We start from the raw sequence: 25,114 nt of genomic DNA on the forward strand, positions 1-25,114 counted from the left end.
AAGGCATGAGGCCGAAGATTCTTCTCAGCCGGCGGTGGCCGCAGGCGGTCGAAGCCCATCTGGCCGCGCGCTACGACGTCACGCTCAATACGGACGACCGTCCTTTGGACGAGGTGGGCTTCCGGGAGGCCATGGGGCGGTTCGACGCCTTGTGCCCCACGGTGTCAGACAAGATTTCCGCCGCGGTGCTGGCCGCGCCGTCCCCGCGCGTGCGGATCATCGCCAACTACGGTGCGGGATTCGAGCATATCGACCTGCAAGCCGCCAAGGCGTCGGGCCTGGTGGTCACCAACACGCCTGACGTGCTGACCGACGCCACGGCCGACCTGGCCCTGCTGCTGATCCTGATGACCAGCCGGCGGGCCGGCGAAGGCGAGCGGGAGCTGCGCGAGGGCCGCTGGACCGGTTGGCGTCCCACGCACATGCTGGGCCGGTCCCTGGCGGGCAAGACCCTGGGTCTGGTGGGCTACGGCCGCATCGCGAAGGCCACGGCGCAGCGGGCTCGAGCAGCCTTGGGCATGAAGATCGCCTATCACAGCCGCCGCCGCGCCGAGGACGAGCAAGGCGCGGTCTATCACAACACGCTGGAAAGCCTGGCGGCGGCCAGTGATGTGCTGTCCCTGCACACGCCAGGCGGCGCCGAGACGCGCCACATGGTCGATGGCGCCCTTCTGCGGCGCATGAAGCCTAGCGCCATCCTGATCAACACCGCCCGGGGCTCGGTGGTGGCGGAGGCGGACCTGGCCCGCGCGCTCACCGAGGGCGTCATCGCGGCGGCCGGTCTGGACGTCTATGAGGGCGAGCCCGCGGTGAATCCCGTGCTGCTGGCGGCGCCGAACCTGGTGCTGTTGCCGCATCTGGGCAGCGCGACCCTGGAGACGCGGACCGCCATGGGCATGCGGGTCGCGGACAATCTGGACCGCTTCTTCGACGGAGAGCCGCCGCTTGACCGGGTCGCTTGAGGCGGTCGAGGCGGCCCTGGACGGCTGGCGGGCCGACAGCCCGTTCATCCTGGGACTATGCGGTGCGCAGGGGTCCGGAAAATCGACGCTCGCCGCCGGTCTTGTCGATCGCCTAGCCGCGCGGGGACTTCGCGCCGCCGCCCTGTCGATCGACGATCTCTACCTGTCGCATGAGGCGCGCCGGCAACTGGCGGAGGACGTCCATCCGCTGTTCGCCACCCGAGGGCCGCCAGGAACACACGACCTCGCCCTGGGTCTTTCGATTCTGGACGGGGTGAAGGCCGGCCGCCCGGTGACCTTGCCCGGCTTCGACAAGTCCACGGACGACCCGACGCCGGAGGACGCCTGGCGGCGTCTGGACGAGCCGCTGGATGTCCTGATTTTCGAGGGCTGGTGCGTGGGCGCCCGGCCGCAGGCGGAGCATCAGCTGATCGCGCCGGCCAATGCGCTTGAGGCTCGGGCTGATCCGCAGGGCGTCTGGCGCCGCCAGGCAAATTCCGTTCTCGGCGGAGCTTATGCGGCGCTGTTCAGCCGCGTGGACCGGCTGGTGCTGCTGGCGGCGCCCGGCTTCGAGGTGGTCCGCCGCTGGCGGCTGCAGCAGGAAGAGGGGCTTGGGCGCCAGTCGCCGGGCGGGACGCGTCTCATGAACGCCGAAGAGATCGCGGTCTTCATCCAGCACTATGAGCGGCTGACCCGTCACATTCTGGCGACCATGCCCGCCTATGCGGATCTGGTCCTGTGGATCGACGAGGCGCGGCGCCTGCGATCCGAGGTCTAGCCTTCGAGGATGCGGGCCTCTTCGGCCAGCATGATCGGCACGCCGTCGCGGATCGGATAGGCCAGCTTGGCCTGGCGGCTGACCAGTTCGCCGGCCTTACGGTCATAGTCCAGGGGGCCGCGGCTCACCGGGCAGACCAGGACCTCCAGCAGGCGCGGGTCGATTTCGGCGGCGGGGGTGTCGAAGGGATCGCTCATGGCCGTCTTCTACTGGATGGCGCCGGGTTCGTCATCGGGTCCGGCGGCGGCGTCGATCTCCAGCATGGCGATCAGGGCGGTGCGGCGCTCCTCGGCGGTGCGGGCCTCCAGCAGGGCCTGCTTTTCCTGGGCGTCGAAGGGCAGGGCCATGGACAGGCTATTGACCAGGGCGTCGCAGGGCGCGCTCTCGGCGCTTTCCCAGTCGATCTCCATCCCGCGGCGTTCAAGATAGTGCTTCAGGGCGGCCAGGAACGGACCGCGATCAAGCTCCAACCCGGATTCGATGCCGGTCAGGTCGTGCTCGAACGCGCTGTAGCGGGCGCGCACCTGGCGATAGGGGGTCCGGGACGGCAGCTCCTCCCCCGCCTCGAAGCGGCAAACGCCGGTCAGGGTGATCAGGTAACGCCCGTCAGCGGTCTCGGCGAAGCTGGTGACCTTGCCCAGGCAGCCGATGGCGGCCAAGCGCGGCCGTTCCGGATCGCCGCCATGACGCGTCTGGATCATGCCGATCAGCCGCTCGCCGCCCATGGCGTCGTCCAGCATGTTGAGATAGCGCGGCTCGAAGATGTTGAGCGGCAGCTGCCCGCCGGGAAGGAGCAGGGCTCCGTCCAGGGGGAACACCGGGATCACCTGGGGCAGGTCCGCCGCCTTCCGGTAGCCGGTGGGCATGGGCCGCTCCTTTACGAGAACAGGATCGAGGAAAGGCGTCGGCGGCCGTGCTTGGCGACCTCCGACGTGGGGCCGGCGGCCTCGAACACGGTGAGCAGCTGCTTGCGCGCCGCCTCGTCGTTCCAGGTCCGGTCGCGTTCGATGATGGTCAGCAGGTGGTCCGCCGCCGCATCCAGGCGGCCGTGGCCCGCCAAGGCCTTGGCCAGCTCGAAGCGGGCTTCGTGATCGTCGGCGTCGGCGGCCAGACGCTTTTCAAAGGCGCTGGTCTCGGACGGTGCGTCCTCGGCCAGGGACAGGGCGGCGCGGACGCTCTCCAGATCCGGGTCCTTGGCGTCGGCGGGGGCCATTTCGGCCAGTTCGCGGGCGCGCTCCAGATCGCCGCCGGCCAGGTAACAACGGGCCAGGCCGCCGATCGCCTTGAGGTTTTCGGGGTCGAGGGACAGAGCCTCGGCATAGGCCTGGGCCGCGCCGCCGATGTCGTCCAGATCCATGGACTCCTTGGCCAGGGCGAGGACGGCGTCCACGTCCGAGGGCGCGGCGGGGCCGGCCAGCTTGTCGATGAAGGCCTTCACCTGGCTGTCGGGCAGGGCGCCCATGAAGCCGTCCACCGGCTGGCCGTTGACGAAGGCGTAGACCGTGGGGATCGATTGCACGCGCAACTGGCCCGCGAAGGCCGGGTTCTTGTCCACGTCGATCTTGACCAGCTTCACCGCGCCGCCGGCGGCGGCGACCGCCTTTTCGAGGGCGGGGGTCAGCTGACGGCAGGGACCGCACCAGGTGGCCCAGAAGTCGACAATGACGGGCTGGGTCTTGGAGGCCTCGATGACGTCGGCCACGAAGCTGGCGTCGGAGCCTTCCTTGATCAGGTCGCCGGCGTCGGCGGTCTTCTTTTCAGGCGCGAGGCCCTCGCCGATCAAGGTCATGCTTCGGTGCTCCAGAATTCCAAGGGGCTAATGTGGTCGCAAGCGCCGTCGGCTTCAACGCGCGGCGAGCGTCATGGCGCCGAAATCGACGATCAGGGGCTCGACGCCCAGCGCCGCGAGGAACTTGCGGAAACCCGCCTGGGACACGGCGGTGGTGGCGTCATTGCTCAGCGGGTGGAAGTTCACCGGGTCCGCGGCGGCCAGGGCGGCGTCGAGAACGAAGCGCACCCGGCGCTCGCGGTCGTTGATCAGTCCGAAAGCCGTCACCGAGCCCGGGGTGACGCCAAGCGTCTCGACCATCAGCTCTTCGCGGCCGAAGGACAGCCGACCCGAGCCGATCACGGCGGGCAGGGCCTTCAGGTCCACCTGCGTCTCGCCCAGGGCCGAGATCAGCCAGAGCTGATCCTTGTTGTCCTTCAGGAACAGGTTCTTGGTGTGGCCGCCGGGCAGGGCAGCCTTGATGGCGTGGCCTTCCTCCACCCGGAACACCGGCGGATGCTCATGGGTCAGGTGATCGACCCCGTGGCGGTCGAAGAAGGCGAACAGGTCGGCGCGGCTGGCGGGAGCGGTCATCGCGCCTCCCTAGCGCAGGCCAAGGCTCAAGGTTAGAGGATGTTTCGACATCCAGCTTGAGGAGCCTGCATGCAGCTCGAGTGCTATCCCACCTGCAACCGCCCGCCGGACATCGTGCCGGGGCGCCCGCAACGCGGGTGGATGGAGACGTTCTCGGACCGGCATCCGTACCGCTGCCTGCCGCTGACCATGGCCAACACCTCGGGCTGGGAGATCCTCTGCCCCGTCGGCTTCACGGCCAGCTGGACCGGCGGCAAGCACCAGGACGACATCCGCCTGACGCCGGACCATCCGTTTCCCGACTTTTCGGATTTCGTGAAGTCGCACTTCAGCCACGGGGTGGTCACCTTCCACCCCGGCTACCTGTTCCGCAGCCCGCCCGGCTGGTCCATGTGGACCACCGGCGCGCCGAACCACGTCAAGGACGGCATCCAGGCGCTCACCGGCCTGGTGGAGACCGACTGGCTGCCGTTCCCCTTCACCATGAACTGGATCTTCACCCGCCCGGGCGAGGTCCGTTTCGAGAAGGGCGAGCCGTTCTGCTTCATCACCCTGGTGCAGGACAAGCCGTTGGCCAACGTCCAGCCGGTGACCCGCTCCCTGGCCCGCAACGATGAGCTGCGCGACCAGTACGACGCCTGGAGCCGCCAGCGCGGCGAGTTCAACGCCCGGATCTTCCGCCGCGAACCGGAGGCGGTGAAGGAAGCTTGGCAGCGTTACTACTTCAAGGGCGAGCTGCCGGAGGAGCTGGGGCCGGGGCCGACGGACCACGTCAACAAGCGCCGTCTGAAAGCTCCGAAACTGGGGGCGTGATTTTCTTCGAAAGGCGGCTTGCAAAGGCTGGAGGCCTCTGCCATAAGCCGGCCTCTCGAATTTGGGGACGCGGTTCGCCGCCCCCCGATGCGGGCGTAGCTCAGTGGTAGAGCACAACCTTGCCAAGGTTGGGGTCGAGAGTTCGAATCTCTTCGCCCGCTCCAGTCTCCCGACTGGAACGTCGAGTTGAAAAGGGTCCGCTTCGGCGGGCCCTTTTTCGTTTCCGATCCCTTTGTCGCTTCGTCAGGAACATCGCTCCGACGCCGTCCGTTTCCCTGTCCAGAACAGGAGACGGCCATGACCGACGCGAATGGAGACTGGGAGCAAGATCAGGCGGAGACCTTCGACGAGGACAACATGTCCCTCGACGAGCAGGGTGGTCCAAACGCCGAATTCCGCACCTTCGAGGAGATGCCGGACGTCGAGGACCTGACCCAGGCCGCAGGCGACACGGACGACGATGACGCACTCATCGCCGAAGATCTGGACGACGAGGAGATCGTCGAGCTGGAGGCGGAGGCCGACTACGGCGAGTTCGACGATGCGGCTCTGGAGGACGACCAAAATCTGGCGGTCCGCTCGACCATGGGTCTGTCTCGCGGCGCCGAGGACGAGGTTGACCTAGCGGCAGCGGGCGACCTTTCAGACGCCGGCGGCGCCCGCGCTTCGCGCTATGAATCTTCGCGATTGGACGACGATGATCTGGAAGATCTTGGCTACGCGAAAGATGGCAAGGCGATATAGTTAAAGGCGCGGAAACCTTTGCCGCGCTTGGGTTTCTGAAAATAAACGCGACGCCGGAAACTATTTATTCGCCAACGCGCACGTAGGTTGCCCCCTTATTCTTGGATAAGGGCGCCGCGTGCTCAAAGTTCTCACGTGCCTGACCATGGAGCACGATCTTCGGCTCGTCGTGGTGGCGGCCGTTGTCTGCTTCGCCGCATGCATGACGGCGTTCCGCCTATTCTCGCGCATCCGCGGGTCCCAGGGCATGGTCCGCGCCGCGTGGCTGCTGCTGACGGGCCTCGTGGCCGGGTCAGGGGTCTGGGCCACCCATTTCATCGCCATGCTGGCCTATGCGCCCGGCCTGCCCACCGGCTACGAGCCCCTGGGCACCCTGGCCTCGCTGATGATCGCGGTGGTGGTCATCGGCGGCGGCTTCGCCGTGGGCGCGGCGCGGCGCGACAGCGACAACCAGGTGGCGGGCGGCGTCCTGATCGGCCTTGGCGTCGCGGCCATGCACTATGAAGGCATGGCGGCCTTCCAGACCCAGGGCGAAATCGTCTGGGAGCATGCGATCGTCGGCGCCTCGGTGCTGTTCGGCGTCGTGGGCGCGGTGGCGGCCCTGTTGGTCGCCGGCCGCGCTCGCACCCTGAGCCGGCAACTGATGGCCGGCAGTCTGTTCGCCATGGGCGTGTGCGCCCTGCATTTCACCAGCATGGGCGCCATCACGGTCATTCCCGATCCGACTGTCGTGGTCCCCGAGCAGCTGCTGTCGGGCGGCGTCCTGACCTTCGCGATCACCGGCATCACCAGCATGATCGTGCTGGGGGGCCTGGGCGCGGTGGTCATCGAGGCCCAGACCAGCCGCTCGGCTCTGGAGCGCACCCGCCGCCTGGCCAACGCCGCCTATGAAGGCATCGTCGTAGTGGAAGAAGGCCGCGTGAACGACGCCAACGCCGCGTTCTGCGCCCTGGTCGGCGCTTCGCTCGACGAGGTTCGCGGCATGTGGGTCGAAGGCGAGCTTCTGGCGTTCGACGGCGCGGTAGGGGCGCGCGACGTGGAGCGCCGCCGCGAAGCCATGCTGCGGCCGCGGGATGGCTCGGTGGAGATTCCGGTGGAGGTCTTCGCCCGCGTGCTGGACGACGGTCGTCGGACGGAAAGCGCGGGGCTCTTCGTTCTGGCGATCCGCGACCTGCGCGAGCGCCGCTCGGCCGAGGAGAAAATCCGCTACCTGGCCGAACACGACGGCCTGACCGGCCTGCCTAACCGCAACGCCCTGCAGACCCGCCTGTCCGCCGCTCTCGACCGGGTCGAGGCGTCGCGCGAAGGTCTGGCGCTGCTTTGCCTCGACCTCGACAAGTTCAAGGAAGCAAACGACCTGCACGGGCACGCCGCCGGCGACGCCTTGCTGGTGGAGGCGGCCAACCGGATCTCCGAGATCTTGCCCGCGCCGTCCTTCGCCGCCCGTCTCGGCGGGGACGAGTTCGTCATCGTCCAGATCGGCGGCCGCGATCAGCCGGCGGCGGCGGCTGAACTGGCGAACCGCATTCTTGAGTCTTTGCGCAAGCCGTTCATTTATGAAGGACACGAACTGTCCCTCAGCGTGAGCATCGGGGTCAGCCTGTGCCCGGACGATGGCCGCACCGCCGCCGCCCTGATGGCCAACGCCGACATGGCGCTGTATCGCGCCAAGGAGAGCGGCCGCGACCGCTATCGCTTCTTCAAGCGCGAGATGGACGAGACCATCCGCGAGCGTCGCAGCCTGGCCCGCGAGCTGAAGGCCGCCATCGCCGCCGAAGAACTGATGGTCTACTACCAGCCGCAGGCTCGCACCTCGGACGGCGAGGTCTGCGGTTTCGAGGCGCTGGTGCGCTGGAACCACCCGACCCGCGGCATGATCCCGCCGGTGGAGTTCATTCCCATCGCCGAGGAAAGCGGCCTGATCGAGGCGCTGGGCGCCTTCGTCCTCAACCGCGCCTGCGCCGACGCTGTCGCCTGGGAGCGTCCGCTGAACGTGGCGGTCAACCTGTCGCCCCTGCAGCTGAATCAGCCCGGCTTGTCGGCCATGGTCCATGGCGTCCTGATCGAGTCCGGACTGCCGCCGCGGCGGCTGGAGCTGGAGGTGACCGAAAGCGCCCTGTTCAAGGATTATCAGCGCGCCCTGGACAATCTGCGCCAGCTGAAGGCCCTGGGCGTCCGCATCGCCATGGACGATTTCGGCACCGGCTATTCGTCGCTATCGACCCTGCAGTCCTTCCCCTTCGACAAGCTCAAGATCGACAAGAGCTTCGTTGAAAGCATCCATCGTCATGACCGCGCCACGGCCATCGTGAAGGCGGTGCTGAGCCTGGGCCGCAGCCTGGACATTCCGGTGGTGGCCGAAGGGGTGGAGACCGGCGAGCAACTGGCCTTCCTGCGCGGTGAGAACTGCGCCGAGGTCCAGGGTTACGCAATCGGCCGCCCGGCGCCCGTTGAGACCTTGGCCAACTGGACCAACCCTTTGGCCCGCAAGACCGCGCCGCGCCGACGCTCTACCGCCGCCTGAGGGTGAACCCCAGGGGATGCGGCGAGACATCCCTTTCACGAGCATCCTGTCCCGGGTTACAACGTTTATGGGACAGGGGTGGCCCACGTGGAGTGAGCTATGCCCGTTTACGGACCCGCCAAGTGGGATTCCGCCCAGTACGGTGTCGGCGCGACCGTCACCTGGAGCTTCGCTGAAGGCGCCGTCGGCGGTCTGCCTTCCGGCTACACCAGCATGACCCCGATCGCCGCGGGTTTCCGCGCGCTCGTCCAGGCGGCGTTCGATGCCTGGGAGGCCGTCGCGAACATCGACTTCGTCTGGGTTCCGGATGCGGCCGGCGTCAACATCCGCATCGGCGACGCGCCCATCGACGGCCCGCCCAGTCCCGGGCAGAGCTCGACGCTCGCCACAGCCCGGTTCTGGTACAGCGGCGGCGAGATGCGGGTCGCCCAAGTCTATTTCGACGTGGACGCTTACGACCGGGGCAATTTCTACAGCACGGCCGTCCATGAAATCGGCCATGCGGTCGGCCTGGAGCATACCAACGTCCAGAACGCGGTGATGTACCCTCAGATCACCACCGCCAACCGCGCCGGCGTGCTGGCGGCCGACGACATCACGGGAATTCAGACTCTGTACGGCGCCAAGGGCGCCTCCAACGCCACGGCGACCCTGGGCTTGCTGCAGCAGAGCTTCGAGTTCGTGCTGCGTGTAAACCCCGCGACCCTGGCCTCCGCCGGGGGGGCGTTGGCGATCGGACCGATGAAGGCCTACGCCGATCAGCTGGCCGGTCTGGCGGGTCAGGTGGATCGCGGCCAGCTCAGCATCGCCGACGTGCAGGCCCAGATCGCCGACTGGGCGGCGACGACCACGTCCGTCGCCAATCTGTCCTATGACTTCTTCACCGGCCGGACGCCGACGCGCGACGGGTTGGACTACCTGATCAACAGCGCCGCAAACGCCAACGATCTCAACGATCCCTATTACGCCGGCTTCAATCTGGAGAACCGCTACATCAACTTCGCGGTGAACCTGGGCAAGCTCGGCGAGGGGCGGCTGAACTTCGCCGAGGAGTACGGAAGCCTGAACCTCCAGCAGGCGACCAAAAAGGTCTATGGGGAGATCTTTGGGGCGACGGCCACCGACGCCAAGGTCGCCAGCCTGCTGACCAATGCCCGGGTGGACTATTTCGTGAGCTACGGGGGCGATGGGCAGAATGGCGCGGGGACGAAGGCCGCCATGGCGGGCTGGCTCTTGGCCGAAGCCCAGAAGGCCGATGCGGGTCCCTACGTGACCGCCAACAACCGCTTTCTGATCGACCTGGCCCAGGACGGCGTCGCCCAGTTCAACGTCCATCTGCCCGACGCCTATCGCGCGGCGTCGCCGGTCGAGGGGTCCGGCAATCTGGAGATGCACTCGGAGTCCTACTGGAGCAATCCCGAGTTTGACCACGACATCGGGAGCCAAGCTGAGCCTTGGGGCGTTGTGCGGAACCAGGTCTTCGAAGCCGAGCTGGTCTAAGCGTCGCCATTGACGGCGCGAGGGCTGGATCAGACAGTCGCGGGCCGTCATCTGGACCCGTCATGGCCGTCGCTGCTCCTGCCGTCACCTCGCGCACTTCGCTGATCATCATCGCCGCCGTGGCGGTGGGGTTCACCCTTTACTTCCTGCGCGGAATTCTCACGCCGCTGGCTCTGGCGCTGTTCCTGGCCGTGATGATCGACGGCTTCGCGCGCCTGCTGAAGGACCGCATCCCGGGGTTCCCGGCGCGCGCGGCCATGCCGGCGGCGGTGGTCTTCTCGGTCCTCCTTCTGGGGCTGACCCTATGGTTCGTGGCCGCCAATGCGGCGGGGTTCGTGAACCAGTTGATCCACTATGGCCCGCGCATCGACGGACGCATCGCTCAGGGGGCGGATTTCCTGGGCGTCGCCGCCCCGCCGCCGGTGCGTGAGCTGATCGGGCGCTTCAATCCGGCCCGCTATATCGGTGCGGTGGCCGGGGGCTTCCAGAACTTCGCCTCCGACGCGGTGTTCGTGCTGATCTATCTCGGCTTCATCATCGCTTCGCGCCGGGGCTTCAGCCAGAAGGCCCGAAAGCTGTTCCGCGATGATGCGGAGCGTCAGGAGGCCGGCAAGACCTTTGACCGCATCCGCAGCGGGGTGGAGCGCTATCTGTGGATCCAGACGGTCACCGGTCTGATGATCGCCGTCGGCTCCTGGGTCGCCATGGCGGCGGTGGGCCTGGACAGCGCCCTGTTCTGGGCCTTCCTGATCTTCCTGGCCTCCTACATTCCGATCGTCGGCGGGGTGATCGGCGTGGCTCTGCCGCCGGTCTTCGCCCTGGTGCAGTTCGAAACCTGGTGGCAGGCGTTCCTGCTGCTCGGCATCCTGCAGGGGGTGCAGTTCGTGGTCGGCAACGTGATCCAGCCCCGGATGCAGGGCGACAGCCTCAACATGGACCCGGTGGTAGTGCTGCTGGCCCTGGCGTTCTGGAGCCTGGTCTGGGGCTTGCCGGGCGCCTTCCTGTCCACGCCGCTGGCGGTGATGACCATGGTCATCCTCGCCCAGTTCGAAGGCGGACGCCGCATCGCCATCCTGCTCTCGGCCGACGGCGATCCTCTGGGGGCGGACGAGACCCAGGCCCGGATGAGCCGCCGGAAAAAATCCGCCACGAAACCGTCGTCTTGAGGGTCTTTAATCTCTCACACCGTCTCCCTATCTAGAGACCATCGGACGTTCCCCCAGGTCCGAAACGCGGATCGGCGAAAATCGCCGAAACCGCACAAGGCGACGCCATTTCCCCCATGGCGAGCCATCGCGCCGCCGGATTTCCCCCATCCGGCGGCGCTTTCGCGTCCAGATCGCGGCAAATCGGGGTTTTTTCCAATCAGGGGGTTGTGTCCCCATTCATGTCGGGGTTGATCCCTTTTGAACGCGGGCAAACGCGCCCGCGGGAGGAAGAAAAACGGGGTTACCCAATGAGCGGCGCAAAAGTCCGCCCGTCAGTCGCAGCTGACTTCGAATCCGATGCCTTGAGAAAGGCCTTCGCCGCGCAACTTGGCGCGAGCGCCCCTTCCGCCGAAGGGTTTCTGATCCAGGTGATCGACGATTGCGCGCCCGAGGAGTTCGTCGGGCTGAGCGAAAGCGACCTGGCCGCCGTCCTCGCCGACTTCTGGCGCTTCGCCAACACCGACGGCCTGACCGACCCGGCCATCCGCCTGCGCCGCGCCGTCGGCGAAGGCGGCCGGGAGCTGGGTTACGACCTGCTGGAGATCGTCCAGCCCGACCGTCCCTTCCTGGTAGATTCGATCATGGGCGAGATCGCGGATCTCGGCTTCACGGTCCGCGCCATGTTCCACCCCGTCGTTGAACTGGCGGGGGTCCGCCGCTCGATGATTCAAGTCCATCTCGACCCGGTGGGCGAGGACCGCGAGGAGGCGCTGGTCGCCGCCCTGCACGCCACCTTGGACGACGTGAAGGTCGCGGTTGAGGACTTCGCCGGCATGCGCGCCCTGATGCGCCGCACGGTGGAGGAGCTCCGCGCCGCCCCGGCCCCGGAATCGGCGGCCGAGCGTGAAGAGCTTGTCGCCTTCCTCACCTGGCTCGAAGACGACCACTTCGTCTTCCTCGGCGCCCGGTCCTACGAGTATCCGCGCACCGCCGACGGCGGCTATGCGGCGGAGGAGCCGCTCTATCAGCCGGAGGGCAGCCTGGGCGTCTTGCGCGATCAGAACCGCATGGTCCTGCGCCGCGCCAGCGAGCCGGCCATTCTGTCGGCCCAGCTGCGCCGTCAGCTGGAGATCGGCGACCCGGTGGTGGTGGCCAAGTCCAACCTGCGTTCGCGCGTCCATCGCCACGCCTACATGGATTATGTGGGGGTGAAGCGTTACGGCGCGGACGGCAAGCCGTCGGGCGAGATCCGCTTCGTCGGCCTGTTCACCGCCGAGGGCTATGAGGCGCCCGCCCATGAGGTGCCGCTGATCCGCCGCAAGATCGCCGGCGTCACCCAGCGCGCCGGCTTCGCGCCCGGCAGCCACAACGCCAAGCGCCTGCGCAACATCGTCGAGACCTATCCTCGGGACGAGCTGTTCCAGATGGGCGAGGACGAACTGCTGGGCATCGCCCTGGGCGTTCTGCACCTTTACGACCGTCCGCGCGTGCGCCTGTTCGCCCGCCGCGACCCCTTCGACCGCTTCGTGTCGATCCTGCTGTTCGTGCCGCGCGACCGCTATGATTCCGGCGTCCGCGCCCGGGCCGGCGCCATCCTGGCCGACGCCTTCGGCGGCCGCGTCTCGGCCTATTACCCCAGCTTCTCCGACGCCCCTCTGGCGCGGGTCCACTACATCATCGGCGTTGCTCCGGGCGAGCATCCGACTCCGGACCTGTCGGCCGTCGAGGCCCAGATCGCCGAGACCGCCCGCACCTGGGAGGACCGCTTCGAGGCGGCCGCCCGCGCCGGCGGCGTGGCTCCGGGCGCGGTGGGCGAGACCCTGGCCCGCTACGCCAGCGCCTTCTCGCCCGGCTATCGTGACGAGAACGACGCCGCCGAGGCTCTGGCCGACATGGCGGTCATCGAGGACATGGCGGCGGACGAGCCGGTGCGCATCCGCGCTTTCCGCAAGCCCACCGACACGCCGCTGCAGCTGCGCTTCAAGCTCTACCGCCCGAACGATGCGGCCCCGCTGGCCTATGTCCTGCCGATCCTCGAGCACATGGGCCTGAAGGCCTTGATCGAGGAGGGCAACAAGGTCACGCCGATCGGTCTCGACGGGGCGCCGCGCCCGGTCTGGGTGCATGAGTTCCTGCTGCAGGACGACCAGGGCGAGCATCTGGTCTTCGCCGACGCCAAGGCCCCGTTCGAGGCGGCCTTCACCGCCGTCTGGACCGGCCAGACGGAAAGCGACGGCTTCAACCGCCTGGTGCTTGAGCTCGGCATCTCCTGGCGCGAGGCGGCGCTGATCCGCGCCCTGGCCAAGTATCGCCAGCAGAGCGGCCTCGATCCGAGCCAGGCCGTGCAGGAAGAGGCGCTGAGCGCCCACCCCGGCGTGGCCCGCCTGATCCTGGACCTGTTCCGCACCAAGTTCGACCCGGCCCTGGCGCCGGACGCCGAGGCCCGCGAAACCCAGGCCCAGTCGATCATGGCCCAGGTGGTCGAGGCCTTGCAGGCCGTGGCCAGCCTGGACCACGACCGTGTCCTGCGCCGCCTGGCCCTGCTGGTCGGAGCGGTGAAGCGGACCAACTTCTACCAGCAGGACGCCGACGGCGCGCCGAAGCCGCACATCAGCTTCAAGGTCGCCAGCCGCGAGCTGGACGACCTGCCGGCGCCCAAGCCCTATCGCGAGATCTTCGTCTGGGCTCCCCATGTGGAAGGCGTCCACCTGCGCTTCGGCCCGGTGGCGCGCGGCGGCCTGCGCTGGTCCGACCGCCGCGACGATTTCCGCACCGAGGTGCTGGGCCTGGTGAAGGCGCAGCAGGTGAAGAACGCGGTGATCGTGCCGGTGGGCTCCAAGGGCGGTTTCTATCCCAAGGCCCTGCCGCGCGGCGGCGCCCCGGACGAGACCCGCGCCGCGGCCATCGTCGCCTACAAGACCTTCCTGTCGGGCCTGCTCGACATCACCGACAATCTCGGCGCTGACGGCGAGGTCATCCGCCCGGCCGGCGTCATCGCCCATGACGGGGACGATCCCTATCTGGTGGTGGCCGCCGACAAGGGCACGGCGACCTTCTCGGACATCGCCAACGGCCTGGCCGACGACTACGGCTTCTGGCTGGGCGACGCCTTCGCCTCGGGCGGTTCGGTGGGCTACGACCACAAGGTCATGGGCATCACCGCACGCGGCGCGTGGGAGGCTGTGAAGCGCCACTTCCGCGAGCTGGGCAAGGACATCCAGAGCGAGCCCTTCACCGTGGTGGGCGTCGGTGACATGAGCGGCGACGTGTTCGGCAACGGCATGCTGCTGTCCAAGGCGACGAAGCTGCTGGCCGCCTTCGACCATCGCCACATCTTCCTGGACCCCGATCCGGATCCGGCCACGTCTTGGGCCGAGCGGGACCGGATGTTCAAGCTGCCGCGATCGTCCTGGGATGACTATGACCGCAGCAAGATCTCCAAGGGCGGCGGCGTCTTCGCCCGGTCCTTGAAGACCATCCCGCTGTCGCCGGAAGTCCAGGCCGTGCTCGACCTGAAGGCCGATGAGGTCTCTCCGGCCGATCTGATGACCGCCATCCTCAAGAGCCGCGCCGAGCTGCTCTATCTCGGCGGCATCGGCACCTATGTGAAGGCCAAGGGCGAGACCAACGCGGAGGCTGGCGACAAGGCCAATGACGCCGTGCGCGTCAACGGCGCCGACCTGCGGGTCAAGGTGGTCGGCGAGGGCGCCAATCTGGGCCTGACCCAGGCTGGCCGCATCGAGTTCGCCCGCAACGGCGGCCGTCTGAACACCGACGCCATCGACAACTCGGCCGGGGTCGACAGCTCCGACCACGAGGTGAACATCAAGATCCTCACCGGCATGGTGGAGCGCGGGGGCAAGCTGTCGCGTCCCGACCGCAACACTCTTCTGGCCTCGATGACCGACGAAGTCGCCGAGCATGTGCTGGTGCACAATTACGACCAGACCCTGGCACTCACCCTCGCCCAGCAAGGCGGGGCGGCGGACCTGGACGCCTATCAGCGCTTCATGGCCGACCTGGAGAACCGGGGCCGCCTGGACCGCAAGGTCGAGGGCCTGCCCGACGCCACGGCCCTGATCGAACGCGGCCAGACCGGCAAGGGGCTGACCCGGCCCGAGCTGGCGGTTTTGCTGGCCTATTCGAAGATCGACCTGTTCGACGAGATGGTGGCCTCCACGGGTCCCGACGACGCCTTCTTCGAAAGCACGCTGGAAGCCTACTTCCCCAAGGCGCTGGGCAAGTACGGCGACGAGATGAAGCGTCACCGCCTGCGGCGCGAGATCATCTCCACGGTCCTGTCCAACGAGATCGTAAACCTGTGCGGTCCGACCTTCCCGTACCGCCTGCGCGGCGCGGCCGGCTGCGACACCCGCGCCATGGTCCTGGCCTTCGAGGCGGCGCGCCGCATCTTCCGCCTGGACGAGGCCTGGGACGCCATCGCCGCCCAGGACCTGAAGATTCCGGCGGCGGCCCAGACGGCCCTGTTCTCGGAAGTCTCGCTGGTTCTGCGCCGCCAGACCTTCTGGCTGGCCCGTCGCGCCACGCGCGGCGACGTCACAGTGCAGGGGCTGATCGACCTCTACCGCCCGGCCGCCGACGCCCTGCGCGCCGAAGGCTCGGCCCTGCTGTCCCAGCTGGATCAGAAGAGCCTGGCCAAGCGCGCCAAGGGCTTCGTCGCTCTCGGCGCCACGGAGGCGCTGGCCCAGGAGATCGCGGCCCTGCGCACCCTGACCAGCGTCAGCGACGTGGCGGACCTGGCCTGGAGGCAGGGCTGGACCCCGCAGCAGGCGGGCCGTCTCTATCACCGCGTGGGCTCGGCCTTCGCCTTCGACCGTCTGCGGGCGGCCGCGGGCGGCCTGCCGGCCGGCGACGCCTTCGAACGCATGGCGGTCCGCCGCCTGATCGAGGACCTGCTGTCCGAACAGGCGGCCCTGAGCGAGGCGGTGATGAAGTTCTCCGCCAACGCCCAGGCCGGCGACAGCCTGGATGCGGCCAAGGCGGCGGTGTCGTCCTGGTCGGCACTGCGCGCCGATCCCGTCCGCGCCGCCAAGAAGGCGGTGGACGAGATCGAGGCGGCGGGCGGCGACTGGAGCTTCGCCAAGCTGACCATCGCCAACGGCGCCCTGCGCGAGGTGGTGTCCGCGGCCTGATCGTCCGAGCTCCAGACGAGACGAAGGCCTGGCTCCTCACAGGGCCAGGCCTTTTTCTTTTCAGAGGGCGGCGCGCAGCGCCTGAGCGAAGAAGGAGCGGGTCTGCTGCGCGTAGTCGGGCCGATGCCGCGTACGCGGATCGCTGGCCCGGTCATCGTCGAAGGCGTGGGTGGCGTCGTCGAACTTCAAGGTGTCGACCCCGATCCCGTCAGCCATCAATCGGGCCAGCACCTTCTCGGCGGGCTTAAAGCCCACCACCTGATCCTTGCCGCCCAGCACGGCCGCGACGCGGGGCATGCGCCCGCTCCAGCCGCGACGCAGGGCGGTGCTGAACGGGCCGGCATAGGGATAGACCATCACCGCCGTCTTCACGCGGTCGAGCGCGGCTAGATCCACATCGACCAGGCCCGTGGCCCGGGCCGTGGTCGGCGACAGGGCCAGGGCGTCGAGGACGGTCCAGCCCCCGTGGCTCCAGCCGGCCACCGCCACGTGATCGGCGTCGGCCCAGTCCTGGCCCTTCAGCCAGTGCAGCATGGCGAAGATGTCGGCCGCCCGCCGCTGGCCGTGGACGCCCAGGCCCGTGCAGACGACCAGATGGGCCGTGACCCGCGACAGGCCGCGCGGGGTGAAGGAGTCGATGGTCACCGCCGCGAAGCCGGCTTCCACCGCCGCGGTCTCATAGGACCGCATGAACGGCTGCAGGCCGCCGCAGCCGTGCATCAGCAGCACGACGGGGAAGGGGCCGGCCCCTTCGGGCCGGCTCACCTTGATGCTGGCCGCCAGCTGGTCGGCCCAGCCGGCGACGGTGAGCGCCTGGCTCCTAATGGCGGAAGACCCGCACGCCGGTGAAGGCCATGGTCAGGCCGGCCTTGTCGGCGGCCTCGATCACCTCGGCGTCGCGCATGGAGCCGCCGGGCTGGATGATCGCCGTGGCCCCGGCCTCCGCCGCCTGGATCAGGCCGTCGGCGAAGGGGAAGAAGGCTTCCGAGGCGCACGCGCAGCCGCTCAGGTCGAGGCCGAAGTCGGCGGCGCGCAGGGCCGCGATGCGAGCCGAGTCCTTACGGTTCATCTGGCCGGCGCCGACGCCCAGGGTCTGGCCGCCTCGGGCGTAGACGATGGCGTTGGACTTCACGTGCTTGCCGATGGTGAAAGCGAACAGCATGTCGCGCACTTCGGTTTCGGTGGGCTGGCGCTTGGTGACGATCTTCAGGTCCGAGGCCTTGATGCGGGCGTCGTCGCGCGACTGCACCAGGAACCCGCCGGAGACCGACTTGAAGGTCTCGCCGGGGGCCAGGGGGTCCGGCAAGCCGCCGGTGACCAGCAGGCGCAGGTTCTTCTTGGCCGCGAACACCGCCACGGCGTCCTCGTCGGCTTCCGGCGCGATCACCACCTCCGTGAAGATCTCGACCATGGCCTCGGCGGCGGCCCGATCCAGGCGGCGGTTGACGGCGACGATGCCGCCGAAGGCCGAAGTCGGGTCGCAGGCCAGGGCGCGTTCATAGGCTTCGCGCAGGCTGGCTCCGGTGGCGACGCCGCACGGGTTGGCGTGCTTGATGATCGCCACGGCCGGGGCTTCGGCAGGATCGAACTCGGCGATCAGCTCGAAGGCGGCGTCGGTGTCGTTGATGTTGTTGTAGCTCAGCTCCTTGCCCTGCAGCTGGGTGGCGGTAGCCACGCCGATGCGCGGGTTGGGGAAGGTGTAGAAGGCCGCCTTCTGGTGCGGGTTCTCGCCATAGCGCATGGTCTGGGCCAGATTGCCGTCGATGGACTTGCGGGCCGGGAAGTCCTGGCCCAACTGGCCGGCGAACCAGCCGCTGATCGCCGCGTCATAGGCCGCCGTGCGGGCATAGGCGCGGGCCGCCAGGGTCTGGCGCAGGGCCAGGGTCGTGCCGCCCGACTTCAGGGCCTCCAGCACTTCGGCCAGGTCGGACGGTTCCGTACAGACGGCGACATAGCCGTGGTTCTTGGCCGCCGAGCGGATCATGGCCGGGCCGCCGATGTCGATGTTTTCGACGCACTCGGCATAGCTGCCGCCCTTCGCCACCGTGGCCTCGAACGGATAGAGGTTCACGTACAGGATATCGATGGCGCCGATGCCGTGGTCGGCCATGGCCTTGGCGTGATCGGCCGCGTCGCGCACGCCCAGCAGGCCGCCGTGGACGATGGGGTGCAGGGTCTTCACCCGGCCGTCCATCATTTCCGGGAAGCCGGTCAGGTCCGAGACATCCCTCACCGGCAGACCGGCCGCCGCGATCGCCGCCTTGGTGCCGCCGGTGGAGACCAACTCCACCCCCGCCTCGTGCAGGACCTTGGCCGCCTCGACCAGGCCGGTCTTGTCGGAGACCGACAGAAGCGCGCGCTTCGGCGCGACGAGATCAGGGGCGGAAGGATAGTCGGGGGCGGCGGGCACGGCGGACTCCGGGGTTCGGTTTGAACGAAGTAAGGAGCCCAGGCGCGCGGCATATCAAGCCCGCGCTCCCCGGTGGTCATCCACCATCAGCGCCAGTCACGCAGGCGGCGCGGAAAATAGGCGAGGGCGCGGGGGAGTCAACGCCGCGCGGTCACGTCTCCGCGCGGGCCAGTTTCCAGCGGATGCGGGCGCCCTTGTCCAGGCGGGCCTGGCTGCGCAGGACGATCTGGGTGGAGCGGCGGGCGACGCCGTTCTCGAAGTGGACCGACGGCTCCACCGCCACGTCCACCGCGTCGTTGCGCAGCCACCAGCCGATGTTGGAGGCGCCCTTGATCAGCACGCTCTTGTGGTCGCGGGCGACGCTGGCGCGGGCGTCGGGGTGCAGGTGGAAGCGCACGGCGAAGGGGGCGTAGCGGCGCGGGCCGTCGCCCTTGGGCGCCTGGATCGGGCCCAGGCGGTCCTCGCCGCGCAGTTCGTCGGTGGTCAGGTCCACATAGAGGCGGCGCTCGTGTGTCAGGCCGAAGCGGCGGACCCAGCCGTCGTGCGACAGGTCCAGCCACAGGCCGGCCTCGGTCTCATGCCGCCGCACCTCCACCCGCCGCGCGCCGCCGCGCAGGCGCGGACCCAGCAGGTTGGCCAGCCAGCCGCGCAGGGGCTCGCCCGCCGAGATGTCGCCCACCGCGATGGTCGAGGCCGCGTCGGTCAGGCGGAAGGCCTGCGGCGCGGCCGCGTCGGGGCTCCAGCCGGCGTTGGTGATCAGGCGGTCCTTGCCGCAGACGATCTCGATGGCCAGGGGCTGGCCGCAGGCGGCGTGGCTGAGATCACCCCGCGCCGGGGCGCCGGCGTCCACGGCGACCTGAAGGCTCTTGCCGGTCAGCTTCTGATAGCCGGCGTTCAGGGCCTGCTCCGGGGGGCGGGTCTCCCCGTCGTCATGGGCCAGGGCGGCGGTGATCCGCGCCTTGCCCACGGCTTCGCCGCCCTGGAAGCAGGCCAATGCCCCATCCGCCAGGGTGAAGAAGCGGGCCGCGCCGGTCAGGCGGTCGATGGCGCGGGACAGGGCCTCGGGTGCGGCGCGGCCGCGCTGAACCAGGGCGTCGTCCAGGGTCAGCAGGTCGAACAGCAGCTCGAGACCCGCCTCGGGCGAGCGGGTGGCGTGGCCGCCGTCGGCCAGGACGATCTGCGGCAGAAGGCGCTCCAACCGGACCAGCGCACGTTCGCAGATCTGATCGCCGGCCTGGCCCGACAGCACGCAGCCGGCGGTGGCGGCCGCGGCCAGGCGCTCGGCGGCGCGGCCCCGGTCGTGGGTGATTTGCAGCAGGTGGCGGGCCTGGCGGGCCAGGTCCTGGGCCAGCTGCGCCCCTTCGGCGTCGGAGGCGACGGCGTTCAGGGCGCGGGCGGCGCAGGCCAGGTTCAGGACCCGGCGGTCGAGCACCTCGGCGCTCCAGGAAAAGCTGTTCCAGCGACCGAACACCCGCCGCCAGTCGAGATAGAGCCGCAGTCCCTGGCGCGCGCCCGCATCCCCGGTGGCCAGCAGGTCGGCCATCCAGGCGAAGCGGTGCAGGATCACGGCGAAGCGGCGCGACGGGCTGGCCTTGTTCCAGGGGTCGCCTTGAGGGCCAAGGTGCAGGGCGGTGCCGCCAAACAGGAAGGCCCCGCTCAGAATCTGGCGGCCGCGCTCGGGATTGACCGGCCGGGGATCGCGCGGGTGGGCCAGCAGCCCTTCCGGCTTCCTGCCGCCCAGGGTCAGCAGATGAAGCGGCGAGCCGAACCACTCCAGCTCCAGCTGACGGCGCAGGCCGTCGGAGAAGGTGGAGAAGGGTCCGCCGCCCAGGCGGGCGACGAAGTCGGGAACCACGCGTGTCAGGGGCGCCCGGTCGTCCATGCCGTCGATCAGCCGCCCTTAAGGGCGCGGATGTTGTCCGCATAGGCGTCGGGACCGCCCTTGAACACGGCGCTGCCGGCGACCAGGGCCGTGGCCCCGGCGTTGACGCAGTCACGGGCCGTGACCGGATTTACGCCGCCATCGACCTCAAGCTGGATGTCGCGGCCGCTGGCGTCGATCATGGCGCGCAGGCGCTCGACCTTCTTCAGCTGCGAGGTGATGAAGCTTTGGCCGCCGAAGCCCGGGTTCACCGACATGACCAGCAGCAGGTCGATATCCTCCATCATCCACTCGATGGTCTCCACCGGGGTCGAGGGGTTGAACACCACGCCCGCCTTGGCGCCGAGCTGACGGATCAGCTGAAGGGTGCGGTTCAGGTGCGGGCCAGCTTCCGGGTGGATGCTCACATAGTCGGCGCCCGCCGCCACGAACGCCTCGATGTACGCATCGACCGGCGCGATCATCAGGTGGACGTCGAAGGGCAGGGCGCTGTGCGGGCGCAGGGCCTTCACGACGTCCGGGCCGATGGTGATGTTGGGCACGAAATGGCCGTCCATCACGTCGATGTGGACCCAGTCGGCCCCGGCGGCGGTGATGGCGCGCACTTCCTCTCCGAGCTTGGAGAAGTCGGAGGCGAGGATCGACGGGGCGATGAGCGGAGTCTTGCCGGACATGGGTGAGGCTTAGCCTTCGTCGCAGGCCGCTACAAGCTTAAGGGGCCTTCACCAGCCGTGCGGCGAAGAAGCCGTCCGCGCCGCCGGGGATGTGGTGCGGCAAAATGCGCAGCATGCCTTCGGCCGTGACGCTCGCGGCGGGCGCGCCGCCTTCGCCCGGCTCCACCGGAACGAGCTGAAAATCCGTGCGGCGGGCCAGGAAGGCGCGGATCTGGGCCTCGCCCTCCTCCGGCTCCAGGGAGCAGACGCAATAGACCAGACGGCCGCCCGGCTTGGTCTTGGCGGCGGCGGCATCCAGCAGGCGCGACTGCACGGCGGCCAGGCTGGCGATGTCGGTGGACCGAGCGGCCCACAGTACGTCCGGATGACGACGGAAGGTGCCGGTGGCCGAGCAGGGCGCGTCCAGCAGAACCGCGTCGAAGGTGCGGTCGTCCTGCCAGACGGCGGCGTCGGCGGCGATGATCTCCGCCCCCGAACCGATGCGGGCGAGGTTTTCGGTGACGCGCTTCAGGCGGGCCGCCGAGCGGTCGACAGCGACCACCTTCGCTCCGGCGGCGGCCATCTGCATGGTCTTGCCGCCCGGCGCGGCGCACAGGTCCAGGGCGGTCTCGCCCTTCTGCACGTTAAGCAAGCGGGTCGGGATGGCGGCGGCGGCGTCCTGCACCCACCAGCGGCCGTCCTCGAAGGCGGGCCAGCTCGCCACGTCGCCGCGCAGGGCGGTGCGCAGGGTCCCGCCGGGAAGGTGTTCGGCGGGCAGGGCCTCGGCCAGGGCGGCGATGTCGTCCGGATCGCGCACGGAAAGGTCAGTAGAGGGCTCGGCGGGGATAAGGCCGGCGACGGCGGCCGCCGCCTCGTCGCCGAAGGCCGAACGCCAGCGGGCGTAGAGCCAGTCGGGCGCGAGGGCGGCCGGGTCCAGCTCCGGCTTGCCGTCGCGCAGCAGGCCGCGCAGCACGGCATTGACCAGACCCTTGAAAGCCTTGGTCTCCTTGCGGGCGTCGGCGAGGTCCACCGTGGTGGTCACCGCCGCGAATTCCGGCACGTCCAGGAAGAAGGCTTGCGTCGCGCCCAGGCGCAGCAGGGTGCGGATCCGCGCCGGCGGCTCGCGCTGCAGCTTGGGGGCCAGGATGCGGTCCACCACGCCCAGATGGCGCAAGGTGGCCAGGGCCAGGGCGCGGGCGAAGGCGCGGTCGCGCCCTTCCAGCCGGGTGAAGGCGCCCGTGGTCTGGGCTTCGTCTAGGCCCGCGCGTCGCGCCAGGGCCGCCTCGATCAGGTCGCAGGCGGCGGCGCGAGGAGCCAGTTCATGAGAGTTTTCAGAGGTCACCCGCGGGCCGTGCCCCAAGGCGCGGCCCGAGGCAAGGACTTTAGACCGTCCTGCGCCAGGCGCCGAGCACCGCGACGACGAAAGTGATCATGCCGGCGAAGGCGATCAGTGAGGTGACGCCCACGGCCGGCTCCATGCCGGGATTCCCCTTGAGCAGCAGGGCCAGGGTCGGCGCCATGGTGATCGCGCCGACGGCGGACAGGACGAAATTGGTCCAACCGAGCTTGGCCGGCGCGCGATCGCCGAGAAAGGCGTAGAAGCCGCCCATAAGGAAAAGGCTCACCCAGCCGAGCAGGTTCAGGTGGGCGTGGGCCGGAAAGGTCGTGTGGTCATGGCTGGCGCCCATATAGACGCCCCAGCCCATGCCGATCAGGCCGCAAAGGGCGCCGGCGGTGAAGAAGGCCATCGAGAGCCGAGACATGGTAAACTCCCCCCAGAAGTCGGCGCTCTCATGCCAGCGTTGGGCGAACAATGCAATTTATCAGTGTGCGAAATGAGCGAGCTTCCCATGAGCGAGACAGATGACGGCCACATCGGCGCCGCCCCCGGCAAGGTCCTGAGCCCCGCCGCCCGCCGGGCCCTGGAAGAAGCGGCCGCGCGCCGCGCCGCCGAGGCCGAGCAGACCCGCGTCGCCGAGCAGGGCGGCCCGGCCGGGCCCGAGCCCACCCGCTTTGGCGACTGGGAGCGAAAGGGAATCGCGGTCGATTTCTAGGACCGCCGCAGCCTAGGCGGGCCGGAGGTCAGCGCCCGGCCTTGCGCCAGTTGCGGACGGCCAGGCCGATGATCGCCACAGCCGTCAGGATGAGGCCGAGGTTCACGCCGAAGGCCGCGGGCGACAAGGCCGCCTCTCCATGTCGGGCGAGGTGAGTCAGCGGCAAGCCCAGAACCAGAACGCCGGCGGCCAGGGGCGCCAGCCAATGCAGCCGCCGCTGTTCCACCCAGATGCCGGCCAGGGTCACCAGCGGCAGGCTGATCCAGAAGAACGGCGCCGGCGGAACACTCGCCAGAATCGCCAGGGCGCAGCTGACCGCCACCAGGGCGGGGGTCATCCACACGAAGGTGGTCCAGGCCGATTGCACGCGCGGATAGTCGCGGCCCTTGGCGGCCGATTTCGCCAGCCAGATGTCGACACCGGTGGTGCAGAGCAGGCTGAGGCCCAGGCCCAGAACCACATAGACAAGCTTCACGCCCATGCCGCCGAAGGCGCCGGCATGCACCCGGAACATCGAGACATAGACCTGGCGTCCGACCTCGCCGTCGGAATAGCCGTCCTTGCCCATCAGGCCGCCGGCGGAATTGAAGCGGTAGCCTTCGGTGTAGATCAGGCGGTCGCCGTGCTTCGCGCCGATGGTCAGCAGCTCGTTCGGCGTGCCGAACTGGCTGATGCCGATATAGATCGGCGGATTGTCCGGCCGTTCGCGCGCCAGGGTCTGCAGGGCGGTGACGATGCGGGGCTCCGGCGTCGCCATGGCGGGCGGAGGGCCGGCCTTGCGGGCCTCGGCGGCGACCTTGCCCGGATCGCCGAACATCGAGGCCATGGCCTTGAGGCTGTCGCCCTGGAACTGGATCGGCGCGGCGAGCGCGATGACCAGCAGGGCCAGGCCCATGATCGCGCCGGACAAGGCGACGATGAAGTGGAAGGGCAGGCCCCACACCGCGATGCGGTTGTGGATGTCGACGCGGGACATGCGCCGTCCGCCGTCGATCCGCAGGGTGAAGGCGTCGCGGAACATGCGCGGCAGGGCCAGGGCGCCGCCGACGATCAAGGCCACGAGCAAAACGCCCAGCACGCCGATCATCACGAAGCCGATCGTGCCCGGCAGATTGAGCTCGTAGTGCATCTCCACGAGGAAGTGGGTCAGGTTGTGCTCGCCCGACCCGGCGGGCTCTCCCTTAGCGTCGAAGGCCAGGGCGTCGGTCTCGTAGTCGGCGATGATGCGCGGCATCTCCACGCTGGGCGTGATGATGTAGACGTCGGTCGGCTTGGCGCCGGTGCGGGCGATGTGTTCGCGCGTATTAGCCACGGCGCGGCCGATGGCTTCCGGCGAGGCGTAGGCCATTTCCGGCGCGGCCGGCTGCTCCCAGCGCTGAAACTCGCCATAGAAGACCGCCACGGTCCCGGTGATGCAGACCAGGTACATCACGGCGGCGAGCACCAGGCCCAGCAGCTTGTGGGCCAGGAGCTGACCTTTGACGAACCCCGAGGGGACGCGCGGCCAGATGGTCCGCTTGGCCTTGGCCGCGGCCTTCACCGTATCGGTCATTATTTCACTCCGGCCCAGGCGAGGGCGGCCAGGACCAGCGCCGCCGCGCAGGCGAACAGCACATGGCGCCAGATCCGGGTCACGGACAGCAGCCACAGCAGCGCGCCGGTCAGCACGGCCGCCATCAGAAAGGCGCAGGACACCAGGCTGTCGATGGGGCCGAGCGGGACATAGGCCAGCCAGGCCGCGGAGGCGGCGAGGGTCAGGGCCGGGGCGGCCACGAGAGCTGAGAACCAGCGCGCCGTGTTGCGGCTGACGCGACCGGCCGCGGCCATGTCGGCGTCATCGGCGGGCTCGCGTGCGGTCCGATCGCGCTTGACCTTTCCCGAGTTGATCCGGGGCAGGGCGTCCGGCGCCAGCAGGGCGAGGCCGAACATCATCGGCGCCAGGCTTCCGAGCGCCAGGGCCTTTTCGGGCGACACCGTGAGCAACCACGGCGCCGCACCGAGGATCACCAGCGCCCAGGCGCCGGCGAGGACGCCGCCGCCAAGCCCGCTCTTGGCGCGCCAATGCATGAGAAGGGCCGCGAGCCCCGCTGCCTGAACCAGGATCCCCAATGCCTGCAGCATGACTCGCGGC

Annotated in this window: 21 protein-coding genes, 1 tRNA gene and 1 riboswitch; of the genes, 10 read left to right on the forward strand and 12 right to left on the reverse strand. The window is 69.1% G+C overall.

Features of this window, described 5'->3' with window-relative positions; translation table 11 throughout:
- Positions 1-5: 5 nt before the first annotated feature.
- Both P7B02_RS08360 and P7B02_RS08365 read left to right on the forward strand, forming a co-directional pair.
- Positions 6-962 carry a 2-hydroxyacid dehydrogenase gene (locus P7B02_RS08360; protein WP_277785862.1) on the forward strand — a complete coding sequence of 319 codons (957 nt, stop codon included), beginning with the start codon at positions 6-8 and terminating at the stop codon, positions 960-962.
- Complete coding sequence (locus tag P7B02_RS08365) at positions 946-1,740, forward strand: kinase (protein ID WP_277785863.1); 795 nt, start codon at positions 946-948, stop codon at positions 1,738-1,740. Before P7B02_RS08360 ends, P7B02_RS08365 begins: the two co-directional genes overlap by 17 nt.
- On the opposite strand, the gene P7B02_RS08370 is transcribed toward P7B02_RS08365, so the two are convergent.
- Genes P7B02_RS08370 through P7B02_RS08385 form a run of 4 tightly spaced genes read right to left on the reverse strand, consistent with a single transcriptional unit; the run spans position 1,737 to position 4,102 of the window.
- A complete protein-coding gene (locus tag P7B02_RS08370) occupies positions 1,737-1,937 on the reverse strand; it encodes a Trm112 family protein (protein ID WP_277785864.1) in 201 nt (66 codons plus the stop codon). The genes P7B02_RS08365 and P7B02_RS08370 overlap by 4 nt on opposite strands.
- Before the next feature lie 9 nt (positions 1,938-1,946).
- Complete coding sequence (locus tag P7B02_RS08375; RefSeq protein WP_277785865.1) at positions 1,947-2,606, reverse strand: LON peptidase substrate-binding domain-containing protein; 660 nt, start codon at positions 2,604-2,606, stop codon at positions 1,947-1,949.
- A gap of 11 nt (positions 2,607-2,617) precedes the next feature.
- Entirely contained in the window at positions 2,618-3,529 is a 912-nt protein-coding gene (gene trxA, locus P7B02_RS08380) for a thioredoxin (RefSeq protein ID WP_277785866.1), read from the reverse strand.
- Between the two features lie 54 nt (positions 3,530-3,583).
- Positions 3,584-4,102, reverse strand: a complete 519-nt coding sequence (locus P7B02_RS08385; protein ID WP_277785867.1) for a prolyl-tRNA synthetase associated domain-containing protein — start codon at positions 4,100-4,102, stop codon at positions 3,584-3,586.
- A 69-nt stretch (positions 4,103-4,171) separates the two neighbouring features.
- On the opposite strand from P7B02_RS08385, the gene P7B02_RS08390 reads away from it, so the two are divergent.
- The 7 genes from P7B02_RS08390 to P7B02_RS08420 all read left to right on the forward strand — a co-directional run bounded on the left by P7B02_RS08390 (position 4,172) and on the right by P7B02_RS08420 (position 15,984).
- Entirely contained in the window at positions 4,172-4,915 is a 744-nt protein-coding gene (locus tag P7B02_RS08390; protein ID WP_277785868.1) for a DUF6065 family protein, read from the forward strand.
- An 89-nt stretch (positions 4,916-5,004) separates the two neighbouring features.
- Positions 5,005-5,079, forward strand: a tRNA-Gly gene (locus tag P7B02_RS08395).
- Between the two features lie 133 nt (positions 5,080-5,212).
- Entirely contained in the window at positions 5,213-5,659 is a 447-nt protein-coding gene (locus tag P7B02_RS08400; protein ID WP_277785869.1) for a hypothetical protein, read from the forward strand.
- 145 nt (positions 5,660-5,804) lie between these two features.
- Positions 5,805-8,183: a bifunctional diguanylate cyclase/phosphodiesterase gene (locus P7B02_RS08405; protein WP_277786012.1), complete on the forward strand. Its 2,379-nt coding sequence runs from the start codon at positions 5,805-5,807 to the stop codon at positions 8,181-8,183.
- Positions 8,184-8,282: 99 nt separating this feature from the next.
- Positions 8,283-9,683, forward strand: coding sequence for a matrixin family metalloprotease (locus P7B02_RS08410; protein ID WP_277785870.1), 1,401 nt, complete (start codon positions 8,283-8,285; stop codon positions 9,681-9,683).
- A 62-nt stretch (positions 9,684-9,745) separates the two neighbouring features.
- Complete coding sequence (locus tag P7B02_RS08415) at positions 9,746-10,849, forward strand: AI-2E family transporter (protein ID WP_277785871.1); 1,104 nt, start codon at positions 9,746-9,748, stop codon at positions 10,847-10,849.
- Positions 10,850-11,139: 290 nt separating this feature from the next.
- Positions 11,140-15,984 (forward strand): NAD-glutamate dehydrogenase, encoded by a 4,845-nt coding sequence (locus P7B02_RS08420; RefSeq protein WP_277785872.1) that lies wholly within the window; start codon positions 11,140-11,142, stop codon positions 15,982-15,984.
- A gap of 60 nt (positions 15,985-16,044) precedes the next feature.
- Here the strand turns inward: P7B02_RS08420 and P7B02_RS08425 are convergent, their stop codons facing one another.
- The 6 genes from P7B02_RS08425 to P7B02_RS08450 form a co-directional block, all read right to left on the reverse strand.
- Entirely contained in the window at positions 16,045-16,749 is a 705-nt protein-coding gene (locus P7B02_RS08425; protein WP_277785873.1) for a dienelactone hydrolase family protein, read from the reverse strand.
- Between the two features lie 55 nt (positions 16,750-16,804).
- Positions 16,805-18,394 carry a bifunctional phosphoribosylaminoimidazolecarboxamide formyltransferase/IMP cyclohydrolase gene (purH, locus tag P7B02_RS08430; RefSeq protein ID WP_277785874.1) on the reverse strand — a complete coding sequence of 530 codons (1,590 nt, stop codon included), beginning with the start codon at positions 18,392-18,394 and terminating at the stop codon, positions 16,805-16,807.
- Positions 18,395-18,423: 29 nt separating this feature from the next.
- A riboswitch (ZMP/ZTP riboswitch) is annotated at positions 18,424-18,504 on the reverse strand.
- A 41-nt stretch (positions 18,505-18,545) separates the two neighbouring features.
- Positions 18,546-20,276 carry a heparinase II/III family protein gene (locus tag P7B02_RS08435; protein WP_277785875.1) on the reverse strand — a complete coding sequence of 577 codons (1,731 nt, stop codon included), beginning with the start codon at positions 20,274-20,276 and terminating at the stop codon, positions 18,546-18,548.
- Between the two features lie 8 nt (positions 20,277-20,284).
- A complete protein-coding gene (gene rpe / locus P7B02_RS08440) occupies positions 20,285-20,950 on the reverse strand; it encodes a ribulose-phosphate 3-epimerase (protein WP_277785876.1) in 666 nt (221 codons plus the stop codon).
- Positions 20,951-20,987: 37 nt separating this feature from the next.
- Positions 20,988-22,271: an RsmB/NOP family class I SAM-dependent RNA methyltransferase gene (locus tag P7B02_RS08445; RefSeq protein WP_277785877.1), complete on the reverse strand. Its 1,284-nt coding sequence runs from the start codon at positions 22,269-22,271 to the stop codon at positions 20,988-20,990.
- Between the two features lie 40 nt (positions 22,272-22,311).
- A complete protein-coding gene (locus P7B02_RS08450) occupies positions 22,312-22,692 on the reverse strand; it encodes a hypothetical protein (protein WP_277785878.1) in 381 nt (126 codons plus the stop codon).
- A gap of 87 nt (positions 22,693-22,779) precedes the next feature.
- Here P7B02_RS08450 and P7B02_RS08455 point away from each other — a divergent pair, with 87 nt between their 5' ends.
- The gene (locus tag P7B02_RS08455; RefSeq protein WP_277785879.1) at positions 22,780-22,983 is read left to right on the forward strand and encodes a DUF1674 domain-containing protein; all 204 of its coding nucleotides are present in this window, start codon (positions 22,780-22,782) and stop codon (positions 22,981-22,983) included.
- Between the two features lie 28 nt (positions 22,984-23,011).
- Here P7B02_RS08455 and P7B02_RS08460 read toward each other — a convergent pair whose 3' ends face one another.
- Complete coding sequence (locus P7B02_RS08460; RefSeq protein WP_277785880.1) at positions 23,012-24,535, reverse strand: PepSY-associated TM helix domain-containing protein; 1,524 nt, start codon at positions 24,533-24,535, stop codon at positions 23,012-23,014.
- On the reverse strand, positions 24,535-25,104 hold the full coding sequence (locus P7B02_RS08465) for a hypothetical protein (protein WP_277785881.1): 570 nt from the start codon (positions 25,102-25,104) through the stop codon (positions 24,535-24,537). Before P7B02_RS08465 ends, P7B02_RS08460 begins: the two co-directional genes overlap by 1 nt.
- Between the last annotated feature and the right edge of the window lie 10 nt (positions 25,105-25,114).

The organism is Caulobacter segnis, assembly GCF_029543125.1.
Classification (GTDB): Bacteria; Pseudomonadota; Alphaproteobacteria; order Caulobacterales; family Caulobacteraceae; genus Caulobacter; species Caulobacter segnis_D.